Genomic DNA, 19714 nt, shown 5'->3' with positions numbered 1-19714 from the left:
TTTTTTCTCCTGTACTGCAGGGGCGCTAGCGCCCCGTGCGTGTGAAAACGAAGATGCCCGCAATCACGAGCACCGTGCCGGCCGCGATCCACGCGGTGAACGGCTCGCCAAGTATGACCACCCCCATGAGGATGGTCGAAAGAGGCCCGATCATGCCGGTTTGCGCAGCCATGGCCGGGCCGATGCGTTCGATGGCCATCATGACCATCAGGACAGGCACGGCCGTGCATAGCGTGGCATTCAGCACCGACAGCCAGATGACCTCGGGAGCGACCTGCATCGCAACGCTCATGGGCCGCGTGAGCACGAACTGCAAGATGCACAGCACGCAGGCCACGGTAGTGGCCAGGCCCACGAGCCGGAGCGACCCGAGCCGCTTGACGAACTCGCCGCTATAGACGAGATAGCCCGCATAGCTCACCGCGCTCAGGAACACCAGAAACGCGCCCCACGCCGCCGCCCCGCCGCCCTTTCCTCCGCCGCCGGTCCAGAGCTCATGCCCGAACACGAGCAGCACGCCGGCGTAGCTCACGACCATGCCCAGCACCTGCGGCCGCGTTGCGCGCCGCCGGTACAGGAGCCAGCCGAACAGCAGCACCAGCGTGGGGTTGAGATAGAGAATCAGCCGCTCGAAACTGGCCGAAATGTAGGCGAGCCCCGCAAAGTCGAGAAAGCTCGCAAGGTAGTAGCCCGAGAAGCCGAGCCCGATCACCCCGAGCCAATCGCGAAACGTGAGCGCAGGCTTGCCGCGCCCTGCCCACCACGCCATGACCGCGAAGAGCGGCAATGCAAAGAGCATGCGCAGCATGATCAGCGTGATCGCATCCACGCCATACCGGTAGGCCAGCTTGACGATGATGGCCTTGCCGCTGAACGCGATGGCGCCCAGCGAGGCGAGGACGAGGCCGGGCGCAATGCTCTTTGCGCCGCTCTGTGCGGAGGGAATGCCGGTCTGTACGGCGGACTTGGTCATCCCTCGATCATCGCGCGGTCTTCAATAGCCTGCAGCCACGCCGTCGCGGCGCGGATCGCTGGCGGCCACATAGCCTTCGACCGACGGGTCGCCCGCGCGCCAGATGAACTGGCCGGCGCCGAAGTCCTGGTACGAGTCGTTGATCACGTCGAGCTGGTGGCCGAGGTCGCGCAGGCCCTGCACGGTGTTCGGGTTCATCGCGGCCTCGACATTGATCTCGAGCCCCGCGTTGAAGCGCCAGCGCGGCGCATCGCAGGCGGCCTGCGGGTTCTGCTTGTAGTCGAGCATGCGCACCAGCGTCTGCATGTGGCCTTGGGGCTGCATGTTGCCACCCATCACGCCAAAGCTCATCACCGGCTGGCCGTCCTTGGTAAGGAAGGCCGGAATGATGGTGTGGAAGGGCCGCTTGCCCGGCGCCACCACGTTCGGGCTCTCGGCCTTGAGGCTGAAGCCATGGCCGCGGTTCTGCAGGCTGATGCCGAACTCGGGCTCCACGCAACCCGAGCCGAAGCCCATGTAGTTGCTCTGGATGAAACTCACCATCATGCCGCTCTCGTCCGCGGCCGTGAGGTAGATGGTGCCGCCCTTCACGGGGTTGCCGGCCTTGAAGTCCTGCGCCTTTTTCACGTCGATGAGTCTCGCACGCGATGCGAGATAGGCGTCATCGAGCATTTGCGCGGGGGTCACCGTCATCGACGATGGCTCCGACACGTAGCGGTACACGTCGGCAAAGGCGAGCTTCATCGCCTCGATCTGCAGGTGCTGCGAAGCGACCGAGTCGACCGGGAGCGAAGCGATGTCGAACTTTTCGAGAATGCCGAGCGCGATCAGCGCCGCGATGCCCTGCCCGTTGGGCGGAATCTCGTGCAGCGTGTGGCCGCGGTAGTCGCGCGAAATCGGCTTGACCCACTCAGGCTGGTAGGCCGAGAGGTCTGCCACGGTGAGCGAGCCGCCCTGCTCTTTCGAAAACTTGGCGAGCGCCTCGGCGATTTCGCCGTTGTAATAGGCCTCGCCCTTGGTGCGGGCAATGGCCTTGAGCGCGCGCGCGGCGGCCGGAAAACGAAACAGCTCGCCGATCTCGGGTGCGCGGCCCCAGGGCAGAAAGGCTTGCGCAAAGCCGGGCTGCGACTCGAGCAGCGAGGTGGCTGCCAGCCACTTGCCTTGCACCACCGGCGGCACGAGGTAGCCGCGCTCGGCAATGTCGATGGCCGGCGCCATCAGGTCGGCGAAGGGCAGCTTGCCGAAGCGATCGCTCAGCGCCACCCAGCTGCGCACGGCACCTGGCACCGTGACCGAATCGATGCCGCGCATCGGCGGCGTCGCGGCATCGGCGCCGTACTTGGCCTTGAGGTACTCGGGCGTCCAGGCCTTGGGCGCGGGACCGGAGCCGTTCAGGCCATGCAGTTCCTTGCCGTCCCACAGGATGCAGAACGCGTCGCTGCCGAGACCGTTGCTCACCGGCTCGACCAGCGTCATCACGGCTGCCGTGGCAATGGCTGCATCCACAGCGTTGCCGCCCTGCTGGAGCATGCGCAGCCCGGCTTGAGACGCCAGCGGGTGCGAGGTCGACACCACGTTGCGCGCGAAGATCGGGATGCGGGTGGAGAGATAGGGATTGCTGAAATCGAAGTTCATGTCGGCTTGTCTCGTCGTGATTTGTCTCGTCATCAGTCGTTGGTGATCTTGCGGTCGACCACGATCTTTTTCCACTTGGCAGCATCGGTGGCCACCATCTTCGCGAACTGCTCGGGCGTTCCGGCAGTGGCGGGTTCGATGCCCAGGCGCGAAAGCTTGTCTTTCAGCTCAGGGTCGGCCAAGGCTTCGTTGGCCGCCTTGTTGACGCGCGCCACGATGTCCGCCGGCAGCCCCTTCGGACCATAGAAGCCGAACCAGGTGCTCGACTCATAGCCTGGCAGAGTGTCGGCAATGGGCGGCAGCTCCGGCGCCAGCGGGCTGCGCCCCCGCGTGGTGACGCCGAGCGCGCGCAGGCGCCCGTCGCGCACGTGCGGCATGCCGGTGGGGAGCGAGTCGAACAGCACGTCGATCTTGCCGCTGATCAGGTCGGGAATGGCAAGCGCGGTGCCCTTGTAGGGAATGTGCGTGACGAACACGCCGGCCTGCGCCTTGAAGAGCTCCGCCGTGAGCTGCACGATCGTGCCGTTGCCGCTGGAGGCGTAGTTGAGCTTGCCGGGGTTCTTCTTGGCATGGTCGATCCATTCGCGCACCGTCTTCGCGGGCGAATTGACCGGCACCAGCATGATGCTGGGCGCATCGCCCACGTGCGCGATGGGCGAGAAGTCGCGCACCGTGTCGTAAGGCAGCTTGCTGGTGATGGCCGGGCCGATCGAGTGCGTGCTGGTGGTGGCCAGCAGCAACGTGTAGCCGTCGGCCGGCGCCTTGGCAACCAGGTCGGAACCGATGGCCCCGCCGGCACCCGGCTTGTTGTCGACGACCAGCGTGGTGCCGAGCTTCTCGCTCATCTTCTGCCCGAGCGTGCGCGCAAAGAGATCGGTGGCGCCGCCCGCGGGGAACGGCACGACGAGCCGCACCGGCTTGTTGGGATAGCCCTGTGCGAAGCTGGCTGTGCTCGATGCAGCCAGGCAGAGCGCTGCGGCAACCCCCTGAAGGAACTGGATTCGTTTCATGGTGCTGGATTCTGGCCCGGTGGAGAAACCCTGCATGCTATGCAGCCGCCGCGCATCAAGCCAGATAATCCACCTTATTCAACTATGAGCATGGTTTATGGCAAAGAACGCCGCCGAAGAGGTTTCGCTGCAGCAGTTGCGGGCGCTGGCGGCAGTAGCCGAAACCGGCAGCTTCACGCTGGCCGCGGAAACCCTGCAGCTGACCCAACCCGCGATCAGCCATCTGATCAAGCGCATGGAAGAAGAGATCGGGCAGCCGCTGGTGGTGCGCGGCCGCCGCATCCAGCTGACGAGCGCGGGCCAGGTGATGGTCGAAACGGCCGTGCGCGCGCTGCGGCTCATCGATGAGTCGGTAGACGCCTGCCGTTCGCAATCGCAGCTGCGCGAGGGCCGCGTGGTGCTGGCGGTGGGCCACCTCACTGCCGGTGCCCTGCTGCCGCCAATGCTCGGCCGCTTTTCGCAGAAACACCCCACCCTGGCCATCACGCTGCTCGACAGCACCGCGGAGCAGATGATTTCGCGCCTGCTCTCGCAGGAGGCCGACCTGGGATTTGGCTCGGACATCGGGCAGAAGCACTCGGAACTGGCCACCGAACCGCTCTTTACAGAGCGCATGGCGCTTTTCGTGCGCGAAGATCATCCGCTGGCGCAGCGCGTGGTGGTCGACGCCAGGCACCTGGAGGCGCTGCCCTTCATCCACGTCAACCCAGACGCCAATGTGTGGCGCTCGGTCAGCCGCCAGCTGTCGAGCGTGGCTAACGTGTACCCGCAGGTGGCGCACCACGTATCGATGTTGTCGACAGCGTTCGGCCTCATCCAGGCAGGCGCGGGCGTGGCACTGTTGCCCCGGTATGTGGAGGTGCTAATGCCCGGCAACCTGCGTGCGGTTTCGGTCACGCGCCCGACTCTGGAATACCCGGTAGTAGCCGTTCGGCTGGCCAAACACCCGCTCAGCCCCGCCGCGTTGGCCTTCCTGGCTATGGCGCGGCAGCACATGAAACCACCGAGAGCTGGCAAGCCGTAGGTTTTGTTAATTCGTATCGTGGCGCGATCAGCGTCGACATTCAGGGCGGCGCACCCGCCGACGGGGTACCTTGCTCCGCGAATGTCCCCCGGCCTGCGGCCTCCTCCTTTATTTCGCTGCGCAAGGCACCCCATCGACGTGTGCGTTGCAAAGAGCGGTCGTTGATCAGCGACGCACCAGCAGCGTGCCCAAGTGCGCAGGGCATCGGGTGCTCCGCGCAGCGAAATAAAGGAGGAGGGGCGCAGCCCCGGGGGACATTCGCGGGGGGAGTACCCGGTGGCCTGTGCACACGCCCTGAAGCAACGCCCAAAACAAAGCACGAATAAAAACGGCGCCCAAAAGGCGCCGTTTCGATAAAGCCGGAAGACCGAAATCAGTCCTCGACGAAAGCTTCTTCGCGTTTCGCCTTCACCGCCGGCAACAGCACGATCACCAGCAGCAATGCAGCGGCAAGCAGCAGTCCGAGCGAGATCGGACGCGTGACGAACACGCTCCAGTCACCGCGCGAGAGCAGCAGCGAACGGCGCAGGTTCTCTTCCATCATCGGCCCGAGAATGAAGCCCAGCAGCAACGGTGCAGGCTCGCAACCCAGCTTGAAGAAGGTGTAGCCCACAAAACCGAAGATGCCCACCATCCAGATGTCCCACGTGTTGTTGTTCGTGGAGTACACGCCAATGGCGCAGAACAGCACGATCGCGGGGAACAGGAACTTGTAAGGCACCGTCAAGAGCTTGATCCACATGCCGATCAGCGGCAGGTTCAGGATCACGAGCATTGCATTGCCGAGCCACATCGAGGCGATCAGGCCCCAGAACAGTTCGGGGTTGCTGGTCATCACCTGCGGGCCGGGCTGGATGTTGTGGATCGTCATTGCGCCCACCATCAGCGCCATCACCGCGTTGGGCGGAATACCCAGCGTGAGCAGCGGAATGAAGGAGGTTTGCGCACCGGCGTTGTTGGCCGCTTCGGGAGCTGCCACGCCGCGGATGTTGCCCTTGCCGAAGGGCACTTCGCCCGGATGCAGCTTGGTCTTCTTCTCGATGGTGTAGGCCGCAAAGGCCGACAGCAACGCACCGCCACCCGGCAGGATGCCGAGCGACGAGCCCAGTGCCGTGCCGCGCAGCACGGCCGGGATCATGCGCTTGAAGTCTTCCTTGGTCGGGAACAGGCCCGAGACCTTGGCGGTGAACACCTCGCGCTCGTCGTCGGGGCGCGAAAGGTTGGCAATGATTTCGCCGTAACCGAACACGCCCATGGCAATGGCCACAAAGCCGATGCCGTCGGTCAGTTCCGGAACGTCGAAGCTGTAGCGTGCCACGCCCGAGTTCACGTCGGTGCCCACCAGGCCGAGCAGCAGGCCCAGCACGATCATGCCGATGGCCTTGAGCAGCGAGCCCGAAGCCAGCACCACGGCGCCGATCAGGCCCAGGATCATCAGCGAGAAGTACTCGGCCGGGCCGAACTTGAAGGCCAGCTCGGTGAGCGGAGGCGCAAAGGCAGCCAGGATCAGCGTGCCGACGCAACCGGCAAAGAACGAGCCCAGGCCCGCAGCGGCGAGCGCCGGACCTGCACGGCCCTTGCGAGCCATCTGGTAGCCGTCGATCACGGTTACCACCGACGAAGATTCGCCAGGCAGGTTCACCAGAATGGCGGTAGTGGAACCGCCGTACTGCGCGCCGTAATAAATACCGGCCAGCATGATCAGCGCCGACACGGGCGGCAGCGCATACGTGGCCGGCAGCAGCATTGCGATGGTCGCAACCGGGCCGATGCCCGGCAGCACGCCGATCAGCGTGCCGAGGATACAGCCGCCCAGGCAGTACAGCAGGTTGGTGAAGGTAAAGGCAACGCCAAAACCCATCGAGAGGTGTTCGAACAATTCCATGTGAGCAGCTTTCTTCTCAACCGGTGATGAAGGTCGGCCAGACCTGGATCTGCAGCTTGAGCGCCCAGATGAATGCAACATAGCTGCCGACGGCCAGCACGGTGGCCAGGATCAGCACGGTAGGCAGCTTGTACTCGTGGCCCGCAAGGCTGGCGATGAGCACCAGCGCATAGATCGCGATGATCATTCCCATGGCCGGCACGCCGACGCTCGGCAGGCCGCCGAGCAAGATGCCGAAGGCGACGTTGGCGCCCAGGATGAAGATCACCTGCTTCCAGGCCCACTTGCCGATCTTTTCGCCGTCGGTGGTTTCAACGGTCAGGCCGCTGAACATGATCCCCAGGCCGATGACGGCCATCAGAATGCCCAACATCAACGGGAAGTAACCCGGGCCCATGCGAGCGCCGGTGCCTACGCTGTAGGTGGTGGCGCCCCATGCGAACGCCGCGCCCACTACCGTAAACATCAGGCCCGAGAAAAAGTCTTTCTGACTCTTGATTTTCACGAACAGTCTCCTCGAACAAATTTCGATGCCGGATTGTCGAGTCAGCCAGTGGTCAGCCCGATGTGGATTCCACTAACGAAAGGCCTAGGGATAACCCGAAAGACTTCACCGCACCGATTTGCGGAACGCCGGAAAACCGGCTCCGCCGGGGTTCATTCGAGGGGGGGCGTCGCGCTCAACACTTCTTCGACCGTCGTCACGCCCTCAGCCACGCGCAGCGCGCCCGCCAGGCGCAGCGGCCGCATGCCGTCGATCACCGCCTGCCGGCGAAGCCCGGCCAGATTGGGCTCCTTGTTGACCTGGCTCTTGAAGTCTTCGCTGATGCTCAGCAGTTCGTACAGGCCCATGCGGCCCATGTAGCCCGTCATCCGGCAATCGACGCAGCCCACGGGCTTGTAGGCGCGCACCGAGCCGGTGATCTGCCACGGCTTGACGATGGCTTCGAGCTTCTCGCGCGTGACCGTGTCGTCGGGCTGCTTGCAGTTGGGGCACAGCGTGCGCACCAGCCGCTGCGCCAGCACGCCCAGCATCACCGCGTTGATGAGGTACGAAGGCACGCCCAGCTCCATCAGCCGCGTGATGGCGCTCGGCGCGTCGTTGGTGTGCAGCGTGCTGAACACCAGGTGGCCGGTGAGCGCGGCCTGCACCGCCATCTCGGCCGTAGCAAGGTCGCGGATTTCGCCGACCATGATGATGTCCGGGTCCTGCCGCATCAGCGCGCGCAGGCCTTCGGTAAACCCGAAGTCCAGCTGCGGCTGCACCTGCGTCTGGTTGAACGAAGGCTCGATCATTTCGATCGGGTCTTCGACCGTGCTCACGTTGACCTCTTCGGTCGCCACGCGCTTGAGCGTGGAGTACAGCGTGGTGGTCTTGCCCGAGCCCGTGGGCCCGGTCACCAGGATGATGCCGTTGGGCCGCGTGACCAGCTGCTCCCAGCGGTGCGCGTCGTGCTGCGAAAAGCCGAGCGCGTCGAGGTCCTTCACCGCCGTGTCGGGGTCGAAGATCCGCATCACCATCTTTTCGCCGAAAGCGGTCGGCAAGGTGGAAAGCCGCATTTCGACTTCGTCGCCGCGCATGTTGCGGGTCTTGATGCGACCGTCGAGCGGGCGGCGCTTTTCGACCACGTCCATGCGGCCCAGCAGCTTGATGCGCGACACCATCGCGTTCATCACGCCCATGGGCATCTGGTAGGCCGGGTGCAGGATGCCGTCGATGCGAAAGCGGATCACGCCCTGCTCGCGGCGCGGCTCCAGGTGGATGTCGCTCGCGCGCTGGTCGAACGCGTATTGCCAAAGCCAGTCGACCACCTGTACCACGCTCTGGTCGTTGGCGTCGAGCTGCTTGGTGCTCTTGCCCAGTTCCACCAGCTGCTCGAAGCTCGCGCCGCCGGTGTTGCCGCCGGCCTTCTGCGCCGCGCGCACCGACTTGGCAAGCGCAAAGAATTCGGCCGTGTAGCGCTGGATGTCCGTCGGGTTGGCCACCACCCGGCGCACGGTTCGGCGCGCCTGGCGCTCCACCTCGGCAATCCAGTCGGTAAGAAACGGCTCGGCCGTGGCCACCACCACCTCGGTGGGGAGCACTTGCACGGGCAGCACCTTGTGGCGCTCGGCATAGGCCGCACTCATGGTGTCGGCCACCTTGCCCACGTCGACCTTGAGCGGATCGATGCGCAGGTAGCTGAGCCCCGCACGGCCGGCGAGCCATTGCGTGAGCATTTCAAGGTCGAGCGGCTTGCCGTCGCTTTCGCGCGTCATGGCCACATTGGCAAGGCGCACCAGGGGTGCCTGCCGGCTCTCGGCCTGGGCGCAGCGCGCAATGGTGCGCTTGGCCTCCACCGGCGAGATCACGCCGTCGGCGGCAAGCCATTCGATGAGGCGGCGCAGGTCGAGCGGACCTTCGTGGGGGGGATGCGAAGATTTGGATGCGGAAGCAGCGGGAACAGCGCTCATGAGCCGGAAGGTCGGGTGAGAGTGGGATTCAGCGGTTTGAACACACGCAGCCATTTAGGCGCGGGCAGGCCCCATCGAGTCTGGATCGTTTGGGCGCGCTCGGCAAGGGCTTCGCGCTTCGGACGGCTTGGCATGCGCTGCGCCAGCACCACCGTGTTGCCTTCGCGCGTCGGCTTGAAGGCCCACACCGCATCGGCACCGAATGCGCCGGCAATTTTCTCGAGGCTGCGTTCGTAGCTCGACGATCGGCCGAAGAGGTTGACCGTCATGCTGCCGTCTTCAGTGAGCAATGCGCGGCAATCGGCGTAGAAATCTTCGCTGTCGAGCACCGGTGCGGCGGCCTCGTGGTCGTACAGGTCGACCTGCAACGCGTCGACCGTGCCCTGCCACTCGGGCTTGCGAATTTCGAGCGCCGCATCGGCAATGACCACGCGCAGCTTCGGGTCGTCCGCCGGCAGCTTGAACCAGCCGCGGCACGCCGACACCACCTGCGGGTTCAGCTCGACCGCGGTGGTGCGCATGCGCAAGGTCTTGCGGCAGAACTTGGTGAGCGTGGCCGCGCCAAGCCCCAGCTGCATCGCGTGGCGGCTCGCCACGCTTTTCGCATCGGCGAACAGCAGCCAGGCCATCATGCGCTGAACGTATTCGAGTTCGATCTCGAACGGCGCGTCGAGCTTCATCGAGCCTTGGACCCATTCGGTGCCCAGGTGCAGGTAGCGGATGTCGCCCCAGTCGGAAAAATTGACTTCAGGAAGGACGGGGGATTTGCTCGTGGCCATCAGATGAGTTGGTGGGCGCCGAAGACCTCGCGCCAGGCCGCGAGCTTGCGCTCGAAGCTCCAGGACGCATTGGCGGGGCTGGTGGAAGGCAGCTGGTAGACCGGCACGCCCAGGGTGCGCGTGTGGCGCGCATGCTTGAAGCTCTCGCCGCCGTTGTGGGCAATGGCGGCGAGCTTCGGCAGATGCAGGCCGGCAATGTCGTTGGCAACGGGTGCGCGAATGGCCGAGTCGAGGCTGCCCTCGCGCTCGCAGGCGGCATACACGTCCCACACGCCCAGGCCGCGCGCGAGCAACCACCTCTTCTTTTCGGGATAGCTGTCTGCGCCGACCGGGAGGGGGTGTTGGGGCCAAACGGCTTGCAAGATTTTCCAGAACTGATTTTGCGGATGCGCATAGTACTGCTGCTGCTCGAGCGAGCGAACGCCCGGGAAGCTTCCGAGGATCAGCACCACGGTGTCCGGCGAGACGACGGGTGCCAAGCCGGTAAGCACTGCGCTTGTGGAGTCAGGTGCGGTTGGTGGTTTCATGAACAGCCTCTATCTTGGCACTGTCGGTAATGTCGATCGCCCATGAAAAAACCCGCCGTAGCGGGTTTTGCGGAAGGCGGGCGCCGGTTATTTCTTGGCGGCTTCGTGTTCGGCGGTGCCGGGCACCTTTTCGCCGATGGCCTTGCCGGTGCTGCGCATGCCGTCGGCCGTCTTGTGGCCGGCGGTTTCAACCGCGTCACCCGTCTTGGCGGCCACGTTCTTGGTGGCATTGGTGGCCTTCTTGGTGGTCCGCTTGGTTGCGTCCCATGCCTTCTTGGTGCCGCGTTCGGTGGCGTTCACGGCCTTCTTGGTGGTGGTCTTGGTGGCATCGACTGCGTCCCTGCCGGCTTCCTTCACCTTTTCGGTGGTGGTGGGTTCGGCGGTGGTCGTTGCGGGTGCCGCGGTTGTCGCGGTTTGGGCCACGGCGGAAACGCCGATGGAAGCAAGCGCGAGGGCCAGCACGACGGGCACGGTGCGAACGAAAGATGTGGTCATGTAAAGACTCCTTTTTTGGATGAAGTGTCGGAGTGACGAACTTGCCACTGAACAAACAACGCCACTTCGAACACCGAGGATGACAGCAAAAATACGGCCTCCGGTTGCACAAGCGCAAGTCGGGGCGTCGGCCTACGTGCGCTGCGGCCGCCCCTCCGACAACGAGAGAAGGCTTTCAAGCCGTGGCATGGCTTGCAGCGCATTCCGGGTCGTGACCGCAGCCAGTTCGTCGATGCCGATACCGCGCAATTGCGCCACCACTTCGGCAATGCGCGGCAGTTCGCCAGGCTCGTTGCGGCCCTGCGCCTCACCGGCCGCGCGCTGCGCCTGCGTGCGGTAGATCCAGTGCGGTTGAATGTCCGGCGCATCGGTTTCCATCACCATCGATTCGAGCGGCAGCGTGGCCGCCAGCCGCCGCAACTGCAGCGCGCGATCGAAGGTCACCGCACCACCGAACCCCAGCTTCAGGCCGATCTCGATGCAGGCCTTGGCCTGCTGCTCGCTGCCGTTGAATGCATGGGCAATGCCCCGCCACGGCTGGCCGCCCGCTGTCTGCCGCAAATGCTTGAGCACCTTGTCGACCGAGCGGCGCACATGAATGAGCACCGGCAGGTCGTGCTTGCGCGCGAGTTGCAACTGAGTGTGAAAAAAGTGCTGCTGCTTGTCGCTGTCCAGCCCCTCGACGAAGTAGTCGAGGCCGATTTCGCCGACCGCAACCAGCCGCGAGTCGCCGCGGCGCGTGGACAACTCGGTATCGAGCGCCTCCAGGTCGGCCTCTTGCGCATTGCCGGTGCACAGGGGGTGAATTCCGAGTGCATAGGCATCGCTCTGCACATGCGCCAGCTCGCGCACGGTTGCAAAGTTGAAGGCGGCAACCGCCGGAATGACGCACAGCGCCACGCCCCGTTCCGCAGCGCGGGCACGGATGAGCGGCATTTCCGCACCGAATTCGGGCGCGTCCAGATGGCAGTGGGTGTCGATGAATACAGCCATGGCGAGATGATGCCCGAAGGGATGCAAGGCAGAAGAAAGCGTGCTACTGTGAACCCCTCGCCCGTCATCCCTTGCCGGAGGTGTTTCGATGCGCAGGCCCGCCTTCTACAGCCGTTCGCCCCGCACGCTGCCTCAGGCGGCCGATTCCGCGGCCGCCGATCAGGCCGAGCCGTCGCCCGAAGGCGGAGGCAATGGCGCGCCGCCGGATTCACCCGTTTCTCCACCGCAAGGCAAGCCGCGCTGGCAGCCCGGCCGCCGGAGTTTTGCGTTTCTGGTGGTGCTGTGCGCCATCGCGGTCGGCAGTGCATGGTGGCCGCGCCAAGGTGCCAGGGCGCTGACGCAGAAAGACATCGACTCGGCTGTGCTGCGCACGCTGCAAACCAACACGCTGCCCTCTCCCGCCGCCAAGGCGGCCGAGATCGTGCGGCCTTCGGTGGTGCGCGTGGTCGGCTATGGCCCCGAGAAAGCGACGCCCGAGGCCAAGACCCAGAAGCGCGGGCGCAATCTTGCCAAGGGCAAGCCGCCTGAAGCCGATCCGCCGCCAGGCGAAACCGAACGCGGCGTGGGCACCGGCGTAGTCATCGTCGACAAGGGCGTCATCCTCACCAACCTGCACGTCGTGGCCGGCGCCGAAACCATCAAGGTCACCTTCTCCGACGGCCTCGAAGCCGTGGCCACCATCACCGGCGTACAGCCCGAGAACGATCTTGCGGTGCTGCAGGCCCAAAAGATTCCCGACGACCTGATTCCCGCCGTGATGCGCTCGACGGCCGACCTGCAATCCGGCGACCAGGTGGCTGCGGTCGGCTTTCCATTCGGCATCGGTCCTTCGGTTTCGGCGGGCGTGGTGTCGGGCCTGAAGCGCTCGTTCCGCTCGCCCGAAGGCAAGCAGGAACTGGGCAACCTGATCCAGTTCGACGCGGCGGCCAACCCCGGGAATTCGGGCGGACCGCTGATCAACATGGACGGCGAGGTGCTCGGCATCGTCACCGCCATCCTCAATCCCACGCAGCAGCGCACTTTCATAGGCATCGGGTTTGCCGTGCCCATAGAGAACGCAGCCTCCGCCGCCGGCTCGCCGCCGTTCTAGCAGCCTGACGGAGAACCGCCCCTTGCTTTTCGATTGATTACAGAGAGGCCATCGCATGAGCACCGAGACCCCGTTTTCCACGTCTTCCGCCACGGCCGAGCTGATGGAGCAGATCCTCTACGAGGTCAAGCGCGTCGTGGTGGGCCAGGACCGCTTCCTGGAGCGCGTGATGGTCGCCATGCTCGCGGGCGGCCACCTGCTGGTCGAAGGCGTGCCGGGTCTTGCGAAAACCCTCACCATCAAGACGCTGGCCGACACTGTGCGCGGCCAGTTCAAGCGCATCCAGTTCACGCCCGACCTGGTGCCGGCCGACCTGGTGGGCACGCGCATCTACAACCAGAAGACGGGCGAGTTCAGCACCTCGCTCGGCCCGGTGTTCGCCAACCTGCTGCTGGCCGATGAAATCAACCGCGCGCCGGCCAAGGTGCAGAGTGCGCTGCTCGAAGTGATGCAGGAGCGCCAGGTCACCATTGCGGGCGAAACGCACAGGGTGCCGCGCCCGTTCCTCGTCATGGCCACGCAGAACCCCATCGAGACCGAGGGCACCTATCCGCTGCCCGAGGCGCAGGTCGACCGCTTCATGATGAAAGTGCTGGTCGACTACCCGAGCGACGAGGAAGAGTTCGTCATCGTGCAGCGCGTGATCGGCACGATGGTCGAGGTCAACCCGGTGGCTACCACCGAGCAGCTCGCGGCCCTGCAGGCCGAGGCGCGGCGCGTGTATGTCGACCCGTCGCTCATCCAGTACGCGGTAAAGCTCGTATCGGCCACGCGCACGCCCGACAAGCACGGCCTGAAGGACATGCACCGCTTCATCACCTTCGGCGCCAGCCCGCGCGCGAGCATCAGCCTCACCGAAGGCGCGCGCGCTCTTGCCCTGCTGCGCGGCCGCAGTTACGCGCTGCCTGAAGACATGACCGCGCTGGTGCCCGACGTGCTGCGCCACCGTGTGACGCTTTCCTACGAAGGCCTGTCCGAAGGCCTCACACCCGATGGCCTGATCGAGAAGATCATGAAGGCTGTTCCCGCTCCCCCAAAACCTCTTGAACATGAAAAGCTGGTGGCGTAAGGCCCCCGCGGCCGCCAACGACGAACGGCTCAATGCACAGGCCGGCGGAGCGGAACGCGCGCTGCGCCGGCTCGAATGGACCGTCATCCGCCGGCTCGACGGCCTGCTGCAGGGCGACTACCGCACGCTGATGCGCGGCACCGGGCTCGACCTGGCCGACCTGCGCGAATACCAGCACCACGATGACGTGCGCCACATCGACTGGAACGTCACCGCCCGGCTGCAGACGCCGCATGTGCGCGTTTTCACCGAAGACCGCGAGATGTCCGCGTGGTTCGTGCTCGACCTGAGCCGCTCGGTCGACTTCGGTTCCGGCCTGAAGGCCAAGCGCGAGATCTCGGCCGGCTTCGTCGGCGTGCTCGCGCGCCTGCTCACGCGCCATGGCAACCGGGTCGGGGCGCTGGTCTACGGGAGCGACCTCGAGGCGGTGATTCCGCCGCGCAGCGGCCGCCGGCACGTGCTGCACCTGCTGCACGCCATGGAGCGCCGCGCCGACAAGATCGAAAAAGCACCCACGCAAAAAGGCATGACGCGCCTGGCCGACCTGCTGAAGTCGGCCGCCACGCTGATGCCGCGCCGCTCCACCGTTTTCGTGGTGTCCGACTTCTTGAGCGAGCCCGGCTGGGAGCGCCCGCTCGGCCAGTTGGTGCAGCGGCATGAAGTGATTGCCGTGCGCCTGTTCGACCCGCTCGAGCTCGAACTGCCCGACCTGGGCCTGGTGCCGCTGCGCGATGCCGAAACCGGCGAGCAGCTATGGGTCGACACTCACGATGCCGGTTTTCGCAAGCGCTTCGCCCGCCTGGCGGCCGAGCGCGAAGCAACGCTGCGCGCCTCGCTCGCGAAGGCCGGCGTCGATGCACTTGAGCTTTCGACCAGCGACGACCTGGTGGAAGCCATCGTACGTTTTGCCGACATGCGCAAGCGCCGCACGCGCATCGGCTCGGGCAGCATGAAGGCGGTGGCAGCATGACATTTCTCTGGCCTCAATTCCTCTGGTTGCTGGCGGCCTTGCCGCTGCTGGTGCTGCTCTACATCTGGCTGATCCGCCGCAAGAAGAAGCTTGCGGTGCGCTATGCCAGCCTCTCGATCGTGCGCGAGGCCATGGGCGCCGGCCAGAGCGTCAGGCGGCATATTCCGCCGTTCCTCTTTCTGCTGGCCATGGCGGCAATGCTGGTGGCCGCCGCCCGGCCGATGGCGGTGGTGCTGCTGCCCTCCAACCAGCAGACCATCATCCTCGCGATGGACGTGTCCGGCAGCATGCGGGCTGCCGACGTGCTGCCCAACCGGCTGGTTGCCGCGCAGGAAGCCGCCAAGAGCTTCATCAAGGACCTGCCGCGCCATGTGAAGGTGGGCATCGTGGCATTCGCGGGCAGTGCCCAGGTGGCGCAGTTGCCCACCACCAACCATGACGACCTGATCACCGCGATCGACAGCTTCCAGCTGCAGCGCGCCACGGCCACGGGCAATGCCATCGTGGTGTCGCTTGCCACGCTGTTCCCTGATGCGGGCATCGACGTTTCGCAGTTCAGCGCACCCAGCCGCCAGCGCGGCACGCCCATCGACCAGACCGAAAAGCAGGCCAAGGAGTTCACACCCGTGGCGCCGGGCTCCTACACCTCGGCCGCGGTCATCATGCTGACCGACGGCCAGCGCACCACCGGCGTCGATCCGCTCGATGCCGCCAAGGCGGCGGCCGACCGCGGCGTGCGCATCTACACGGTGGGCGTGGGCACGGTCGACGGCGAAACCATCGGCTTCGAAGGCTGGTCGATGCGCGTGCGGCTCGACGAGGAAACGCTCAAGGCCGTGGCCAACAAGACCAATGCCGAGTACTTCTATGCGGGCACCGCCGCCGACCTGAAGAAGGTGTACGAGACGCTGAGTTCCAAGCTCACGGTCGAGAAGAAGGAAACCGAGGTCTCGGCGCTCTTTGCATTGGGCGCGGCCATTCTCACGCTGCTGTCGGCGGGTCTCTCGCTGCTCTGGTTCAATCGGATTCTTTAGCTCCGGCCCTGGCGGTGGCCGGCAGGCCGGCGAGCACCTCGCGCAAAATTTCCTCGGACAAGGCCTCGTCGTCCATGGCGCGGGCCAGCACCACGCCGCCGTACATCGACGCCAGGATGCGAATCGCGTCGCCGCGGGCGGTCTTCTTCGACCGCCACGGAAACTTGCTGGCGAACCGGTCGATCAGCACCTTGAAGTAGGCGGTCAGCGGCGCCCCAATGGCTTGCTCGCTCCCCGGCTGGCCCGCATGCGCGGCAAACGCCGCCACGAGGCAACCACCGGCGCGGCTGTCGCGATGCTCAGGGCTCAGGTAGCTCCGCACATAGGCGCGCATGCCTTCGGGCGTCTTGCCGGCCTCCTCCAGATAGGCGAGCGCGGCATCCCCGGAGTAGGCGATGCACTCCGCCATCAGCGCTTCCTTCGAGTCGAAGTGGTTGTAGAACGGCCCGTGCGTGAGCCCGGTGGCTTTCATGATCTCGCTCACGCTCACGCCGTCGAAGCCGCGCTCCTTGAAGAGGCGCGAGGCCTCGGCAAGGATCTTCTGGTGCTTTTCGGCGGTTTCCGCTGCGGGGTATCGCATGTGACCTCTTTCTGTTCCGGGGTACTTCAAGGCATGGCTTGACGCTAAGCATGATACCCATCATGCTTCGACACCTCAAACATGATGGTCATCATGCTTGCAGTAGAAATGGCTTTCCAACCTACCTTTTGAACGGATTCGAAATGAGCGAACAAGCAACCCTTGGCACCGCCGTCGTCACCGGCGCCTCCGCCGGCCTCGGCAAGATCTACGCAGACCGCCTGGCCCGCCGCGGCCACGACCTGCTGCTGGTGGCGCGCCGCGCCGACCTGCTGGAGGAAGTCGCGGCCGGGCTGCGCGCCAAGTACGGCGTCAAGGTGCAAACGCTCGCAGCCGACCTGGCCACCGCCGGCGACCTGGAGCGCGTGTCCAAGGCCGTTGCCACCGATCCGTCGGTCACGCTGCTGATCAACAACGCCGGCCTCTCCACGCTTGCACCGGTCGCGCTGACCACGAGCGCGCAGCTGCAGAGCATGCTCGACGTGAACATCAATGCCCTCGCTCACCTGAGCCATGCCGCACTGACCGCATTCAAGGCGCGCAACCGCGGCACGCTGGTGAACATCGGCTCGGTGCTCGGCTTCTACACGCTGCCGATCAGCAGCATCTACAGCGGCACCAAGGCCTTCGTGGTCGCGTTCACGCGCGGGCTGCAGGAAGAGGTGGCGGGCACCGGCGTGAAGGTGCAACTGGTGCTGCCGGCAGCCACGGCCACCGACATCTGGGAGCTTTCAGGCGTGCCGGTGTCGGCGCTGGCCGAGGGCACGGTCATGCAGGCCGAAGAATGTGTGGACGCCGCGCTGGCCGGCCTTGACCTGGGCGAAGCGATCACGCTGCCGTCGGTGAACGACGCCGCCCTGCTCACCGGCTTTACCGATGCGAGCGCCAAGCTGTTCGGCGCTTCGCAGACCAGCAAGCCGGCCGCGCGCTACCTGGCGACAGCCTGATCGGCCTGCGCGGGCATCGCCGCCTGGTCCGGCGACTTCACCGCGCCGATGCCCCCAAGGAACAAGTCGGCCACGATCGGCGCAATCGCTGCGTGGTCGAGCTTTCCGCCGGGCTTCATCCAGGTGAACATCCAATTGATCATGCCGAACAGCAGCATGGTCAGCGGCTTGGCGAGGTCGTCGCTCGGCGCGCCGGGCCGGAGCGCCGAGACGGCGCGCGCAAAGCCCGCGACCACCTCGCGCTCCTTGTCGAGCACGCGCTCGCGGTCTTCCTCTTCGAGAAAGCGCACGTCGTCGGTCAGCACCCGGTGCGCGTCCTGCGCGCCGGCGTATTCCTCGACGATGCGGTAGATGAAGCGGCGCAGCCGCTCTTCATCGGTGTGCGTCGACGCTTCTTCCTCGGCCACCAGCGCCGCGAGCTTCGACACGTGCGTCTCGGCGATGCTGATCAATAGGCTGCTCTTGTCCTTGTAATAGTGATAGAGCGTGGCCTTGGAGAGGTTGCAGGCTTCGGCCACCTGGTTCATCGAGGTGGCGGGATAGCCGCGGCGCGCGAACAGTTGGGCGGCCTGCGCAAGGATGAACTCGCGCTGGTCGTCGTAGGTGGCGGATCTTCCACGCGGCATCGGGTCTTCTTTCTTCCTTGATTGGAGTTGCGGGCAACCCGCGATCTTGCATGAAGCGCGCCGCTAGCCGCGCCGGGTCGCAATCAGCGAACGCACATCGGAGGCCGGTAGCCGCGGCCTGCCGGGCTCCATCTGCCGCAGCGGTGCCACCTCGTGCAGGCTGGCCAGGCTGCGAACCGTCAGCGCCTGGTAGGTCTGCGTGCCCTCGAGCTTCCAGGCAATTTCCTCCTCGCTCAGCATCTTCTTCACCTTGGCGGGAATGCCCGCGACCAGCGACCGCGCGGGCACCTTCATGCCGGCCGGCACAAAGGCGCAGGCCGCCACGATCGCCTGCTCGCCGATTTCGGCTTCGTCCATCACCACCGCGTTCATGCCCACGAGCGCGTCACGCCGCACGATGCAGCTGTGCAGGATTGCGCCGTGGCCGATGTGGCCGTTGACCTCGACCACCGTGTCCTGGTCCGGAAAGCCGTGGATGCAGCAATGGTCCTGCACGTTGGAGCCCTCCTCCAGCACGATGCGCCCGAAGTCCCCGCGCAGGCTCGCGCAGGGCCCCACATAGCAGTTGGCACCCACGATCACGTCACCGATCAACACGGCACTCGGATGCACATAGGCCGTGGGGTCGACGACGGGTATCACGCCGTCGATGGAATAGCTTGGCATTCGGTCGGTCTCCTTTTTTTCCAGGGGCTCAGGGTTTGCCCTTAATCAACCCCGCTTGTGCCGGATTCAAGGTCGATCCTAAAATCTACCGTCCGGTCGGTCAATAGTGTTTGCACGCCGATTTCGCCAAAACAAGGATGAGAGACAAGCCCATGCCAGAACCTTTAGTTCTCACCAGTGATGCCGGCGCCGTCCGCACGTTGAGCCTCAATCGCCCCGCTGCGCTCAACAGCTTCACGACGGAAATGCATGCCGAGCTGATGGCCGCACTGGAACTCGCAGCCCAGGACGACAGCGTGCGCTGCGTGGTGCTCACGGGCGCCGGCCGTGCGTTCTGCGCCGGGCAGGACCTGGCCGATCCCTCGGTCGCACCCGACCCGACGCCTGGCGCCGCTCCCAAGGACCTGGGCCACGTCATCTCCACTTATTACGCCCCGCTGGTCGAGCGCCTGCGCTCGATGCCGGTGCCGGTGATCGCAGCCGTCAACGGCGTGGCCGCCGGAGCGGGCGCCAACCTTGCGCTGTGCTGCGACCTGGTAGTGGCCGCGCGCTCGGCGAGCTTCATCCAGGCCTTCACCAAGATCGGCCTCGTGCCCGACACGGGCGGCACGTGGTTGCTGCCCCGGCTCGTGGGCTCGGCGCGGGCGCTCGGCATCGCGATGCTGGGCGACAAGCTCCCTGCCGAGGAAGCCGCGCGCATCGGGCTGATATGGCAGTGCGTGGACGACGCGGCACTGGCCGACACAACGGCCTCACTCGCATCGAAACTCGCCGCAATGCCCACCCGCGCCCTGGTCGCGACGCGGCAAGCCATGGCTTCGGCGCAGAACATGGACCTGGACACTGCGCTCGCCGAAGAAGCACGCATCCAGCGCGAGCTAGGCAACGCCGCCGACTACCGCGAAGGCGTGGACGCTTTTCGTGCCAAGCGTGCACCGGTGTTCAAGGATCGCTGAG

General features: G+C 65.5%; 20 protein-coding genes. 7 read left to right on the top strand and 13 right to left on the bottom strand.

Annotated features, from left to right (window positions below):
• Window positions 1-25: 25 nt before the first annotated feature.
• From GOQ09_RS06395 to GOQ09_RS06385, 3 genes are read right to left on the bottom strand one after another with little or no spacing between them, the layout of a single operon-like run.
• Window positions 26-973, bottom strand: a complete 948-nt coding sequence (locus GOQ09_RS06395) for a DMT family transporter (RefSeq protein ID WP_157612676.1) — start codon at window positions 971-973, stop codon at window positions 26-28.
• A gap of 21 nt (window positions 974-994) precedes the next feature.
• A complete protein-coding gene (locus tag GOQ09_RS06390; protein WP_157616608.1) occupies window positions 995-2608 on the bottom strand; it encodes a gamma-glutamyltransferase family protein in 1614 nt (537 codons plus the stop codon).
• A 32-nt stretch (window positions 2609-2640) separates the two neighbouring features.
• Entirely contained in the window at window positions 2641-3618 is a 978-nt protein-coding gene (locus GOQ09_RS06385) for a Bug family tripartite tricarboxylate transporter substrate binding protein (RefSeq protein WP_157612675.1), read from the bottom strand.
• 97 nt (window positions 3619-3715) lie between these two features.
• Here GOQ09_RS06385 and GOQ09_RS06380 point away from each other — a divergent pair, with 97 nt between their 5' ends.
• Complete coding sequence (locus GOQ09_RS06380) at window positions 3716-4642, top strand: LysR family transcriptional regulator (RefSeq protein WP_157612674.1); 927 nt, start codon at window positions 3716-3718, stop codon at window positions 4640-4642.
• Between the two features lie 373 nt (window positions 4643-5015).
• Here GOQ09_RS06380 and GOQ09_RS06375 read toward each other — a convergent pair whose 3' ends face one another.
• The 7 genes from GOQ09_RS06375 to GOQ09_RS06345 form a co-directional block, all read right to left on the bottom strand.
• Window positions 5016-6527 carry a tripartite tricarboxylate transporter permease gene (locus GOQ09_RS06375; protein WP_157612673.1) on the bottom strand — a complete coding sequence of 504 codons (1512 nt, stop codon included), beginning with the start codon at window positions 6525-6527 and terminating at the stop codon, window positions 5016-5018.
• Window positions 6528-6543: 16 nt separating this feature from the next.
• Window positions 6544-7032, bottom strand: a complete 489-nt coding sequence (locus GOQ09_RS06370; RefSeq protein WP_157612672.1) for a tripartite tricarboxylate transporter TctB family protein — start codon at window positions 7030-7032, stop codon at window positions 6544-6546.
• Between the two features lie 152 nt (window positions 7033-7184).
• On the bottom strand, window positions 7185-8981 hold the full coding sequence (locus GOQ09_RS06365; RefSeq protein WP_157612671.1) for a GspE/PulE family protein: 1797 nt from the start codon (window positions 8979-8981) through the stop codon (window positions 7185-7187).
• Window positions 8978-9760 carry a spermidine synthase gene (locus GOQ09_RS06360; RefSeq protein WP_157612670.1) on the bottom strand — a complete coding sequence of 261 codons (783 nt, stop codon included), beginning with the start codon at window positions 9758-9760 and terminating at the stop codon, window positions 8978-8980. The genes GOQ09_RS06365 and GOQ09_RS06360 overlap by 4 nt, the downstream gene beginning before the upstream one ends.
• On the bottom strand, window positions 9760-10287 hold the full coding sequence (locus tag GOQ09_RS06355) for a DNA-deoxyinosine glycosylase (RefSeq protein ID WP_157612669.1): 528 nt from the start codon (window positions 10285-10287) through the stop codon (window positions 9760-9762). The genes GOQ09_RS06360 and GOQ09_RS06355 overlap by 1 nt, the downstream gene beginning before the upstream one ends.
• An 87-nt stretch (window positions 10288-10374) precedes the next feature.
• On the bottom strand, window positions 10375-10782 hold the full coding sequence (locus GOQ09_RS06350; RefSeq protein ID WP_157612668.1) for a hypothetical protein: 408 nt from the start codon (window positions 10780-10782) through the stop codon (window positions 10375-10377).
• A 132-nt stretch (window positions 10783-10914) separates the two neighbouring features.
• Window positions 10915-11775 (bottom strand): TatD family hydrolase, encoded by an 861-nt coding sequence (locus GOQ09_RS06345; RefSeq protein WP_157612667.1) that lies wholly within the window; start codon window positions 11773-11775, stop codon window positions 10915-10917.
• A gap of 88 nt (window positions 11776-11863) precedes the next feature.
• On the opposite strand from GOQ09_RS06345, the gene GOQ09_RS06340 reads away from it, so the two are divergent.
• The 4 genes from GOQ09_RS06340 to GOQ09_RS06325 are packed head-to-tail and all read left to right on the top strand — an operon-like array spanning window position 11864 to window position 15938.
• Window positions 11864-12865, top strand: coding sequence for a S1C family serine protease (locus tag GOQ09_RS06340; RefSeq protein ID WP_157612666.1), 1002 nt, complete (start codon window positions 11864-11866; stop codon window positions 12863-12865).
• A 55-nt stretch (window positions 12866-12920) separates the two neighbouring features.
• Window positions 12921-13934, top strand: a complete 1014-nt coding sequence (locus GOQ09_RS06335; protein ID WP_157612665.1) for an AAA family ATPase — start codon at window positions 12921-12923, stop codon at window positions 13932-13934.
• Window positions 13915-14904 (top strand): DUF58 domain-containing protein, encoded by a 990-nt coding sequence (locus GOQ09_RS06330; protein WP_157612664.1) that lies wholly within the window; start codon window positions 13915-13917, stop codon window positions 14902-14904. Before GOQ09_RS06335 ends, GOQ09_RS06330 begins: the two co-directional genes overlap by 20 nt.
• Window positions 14901-15938: a VWA domain-containing protein gene (locus tag GOQ09_RS06325; RefSeq protein WP_157612663.1), complete on the top strand. Its 1038-nt coding sequence runs from the start codon at window positions 14901-14903 to the stop codon at window positions 15936-15938. The genes GOQ09_RS06330 and GOQ09_RS06325 overlap by 4 nt, the downstream gene beginning before the upstream one ends.
• Here GOQ09_RS06325 and GOQ09_RS06320 read toward each other — a convergent pair.
• Window positions 15922-16518 carry a TetR/AcrR family transcriptional regulator gene (locus tag GOQ09_RS06320; protein ID WP_157612662.1) on the bottom strand — a complete coding sequence of 199 codons (597 nt, stop codon included), beginning with the start codon at window positions 16516-16518 and terminating at the stop codon, window positions 15922-15924. The two genes, GOQ09_RS06325 and GOQ09_RS06320, sit on opposite strands and share 17 nt — an antisense overlap.
• A 143-nt stretch (window positions 16519-16661) precedes the next feature.
• On the opposite strand from GOQ09_RS06320, the gene GOQ09_RS06315 reads away from it, so the two are divergent.
• Window positions 16662-17465, top strand: a complete 804-nt coding sequence (locus GOQ09_RS06315; protein WP_157612660.1) for an SDR family NAD(P)-dependent oxidoreductase — start codon at window positions 16662-16664, stop codon at window positions 17463-17465.
• On the opposite strand, the gene GOQ09_RS06310 is transcribed toward GOQ09_RS06315, so the two are convergent.
• Together GOQ09_RS06310 and GOQ09_RS06305 are read right to left on the bottom strand one after the other, a co-directional pair.
• Complete coding sequence (locus GOQ09_RS06310) at window positions 17447-18091, bottom strand: TetR/AcrR family transcriptional regulator (protein WP_157612658.1); 645 nt, start codon at window positions 18089-18091, stop codon at window positions 17447-17449. The genes GOQ09_RS06315 and GOQ09_RS06310 overlap by 19 nt on opposite strands.
• Window positions 18092-18154: 63 nt before the next feature.
• A complete protein-coding gene (locus GOQ09_RS06305; RefSeq protein WP_157612656.1) occupies window positions 18155-18757 on the bottom strand; it encodes a phenylacetic acid degradation protein PaaY in 603 nt (200 codons plus the stop codon).
• A 152-nt stretch (window positions 18758-18909) separates the two neighbouring features.
• Here GOQ09_RS06305 and paaG point away from each other — a divergent pair, with 152 nt between their 5' ends.
• On the top strand, window positions 18910-19713 hold the full coding sequence (paaG, locus tag GOQ09_RS06300) for a 2-(1,2-epoxy-1,2-dihydrophenyl)acetyl-CoA isomerase PaaG (protein ID WP_157612654.1): 804 nt from the start codon (window positions 18910-18912) through the stop codon (window positions 19711-19713).
• The last annotated feature ends 1 nt before the right edge of the window (window position 19714 follow it).

The sequence above is a fragment of the Variovorax paradoxus genome, assembly GCF_009755665.1.
Classification (GTDB): domain Bacteria; phylum Pseudomonadota; class Gammaproteobacteria; order Burkholderiales; family Burkholderiaceae_C; genus Variovorax; species Variovorax paradoxus_G.
This window is presented reverse-complemented; position numbering and strand designations above follow the sequence as displayed.

Excerpts from the sequence above, each read along its gene's own strand:
- GOQ09_RS06380 (WP_157612674.1), top strand. The coding sequence starts at position 3,716 with ATGGCAAAGAACGCCGCCGAAGAGGTTTCGCTGCAGCAGTTGCGGGCG.
- GOQ09_RS06375 (WP_157612673.1), bottom strand. The coding sequence starts at position 6,527 with ATGGAATTGTTCGAACACCTCTCGATGGGTTTTGGCGTTGCCTTTACC.
- paaG (WP_157612654.1), top strand. The coding sequence starts at position 18,910 with ATGCCAGAACCTTTAGTTCTCACCAGTGATGCCGGCGCCGTCCGCACG.
- GOQ09_RS06395 (WP_157612676.1), bottom strand. The coding sequence starts at position 973 with ATGACCAAGTCCGCCGTACAGACCGGCATTCCCTCCGCACAGAGCGGC.
- GOQ09_RS06310 (WP_157612658.1), bottom strand. The coding sequence starts at position 18,091 with ATGCCGCGTGGAAGATCCGCCACCTACGACGACCAGCGCGAGTTCATC.
- GOQ09_RS06340 (WP_157612666.1), top strand. The coding sequence starts at position 11,864 with ATGCGCAGGCCCGCCTTCTACAGCCGTTCGCCCCGCACGCTGCCTCAG.
- GOQ09_RS06330 (WP_157612664.1), top strand. The coding sequence starts at position 13,915 with ATGAAAAGCTGGTGGCGTAAGGCCCCCGCGGCCGCCAACGACGAACGG.
- GOQ09_RS06360 (WP_157612670.1), bottom strand. The coding sequence starts at position 9,760 with ATGGCCACGAGCAAATCCCCCGTCCTTCCTGAAGTCAATTTTTCCGAC.
- GOQ09_RS06320 (WP_157612662.1), bottom strand. The coding sequence starts at position 16,518 with ATGCGATACCCCGCAGCGGAAACCGCCGAAAAGCACCAGAAGATCCTT.
- GOQ09_RS06350 (WP_157612668.1), bottom strand. The coding sequence starts at position 10,782 with ATGACCACATCTTTCGTTCGCACCGTGCCCGTCGTGCTGGCCCTCGCG.
- GOQ09_RS06315 (WP_157612660.1), top strand. The coding sequence starts at position 16,662 with ATGAGCGAACAAGCAACCCTTGGCACCGCCGTCGTCACCGGCGCCTCC.
- GOQ09_RS06345 (WP_157612667.1), bottom strand. The coding sequence starts at position 11,775 with ATGGCTGTATTCATCGACACCCACTGCCATCTGGACGCGCCCGAATTC.
- GOQ09_RS06325 (WP_157612663.1), top strand. The coding sequence starts at position 14,901 with ATGACATTTCTCTGGCCTCAATTCCTCTGGTTGCTGGCGGCCTTGCCG.
- GOQ09_RS06355 (WP_157612669.1), bottom strand. The coding sequence starts at position 10,287 with ATGAAACCACCAACCGCACCTGACTCCACAAGCGCAGTGCTTACCGGC.
- GOQ09_RS06365 (WP_157612671.1), bottom strand. The coding sequence starts at position 8,981 with ATGAGCGCTGTTCCCGCTGCTTCCGCATCCAAATCTTCGCATCCCCCC.
- GOQ09_RS06385 (WP_157612675.1), bottom strand. The coding sequence starts at position 3,618 with ATGAAACGAATCCAGTTCCTTCAGGGGGTTGCCGCAGCGCTCTGCCTG.
- GOQ09_RS06335 (WP_157612665.1), top strand. The coding sequence starts at position 12,921 with ATGAGCACCGAGACCCCGTTTTCCACGTCTTCCGCCACGGCCGAGCTG.
- GOQ09_RS06390 (WP_157616608.1), bottom strand. The coding sequence starts at position 2,608 with ATGAACTTCGATTTCAGCAATCCCTATCTCTCCACCCGCATCCCGATC.
- GOQ09_RS06305 (WP_157612656.1), bottom strand. The coding sequence starts at position 18,757 with ATGCCAAGCTATTCCATCGACGGCGTGATACCCGTCGTCGACCCCACG.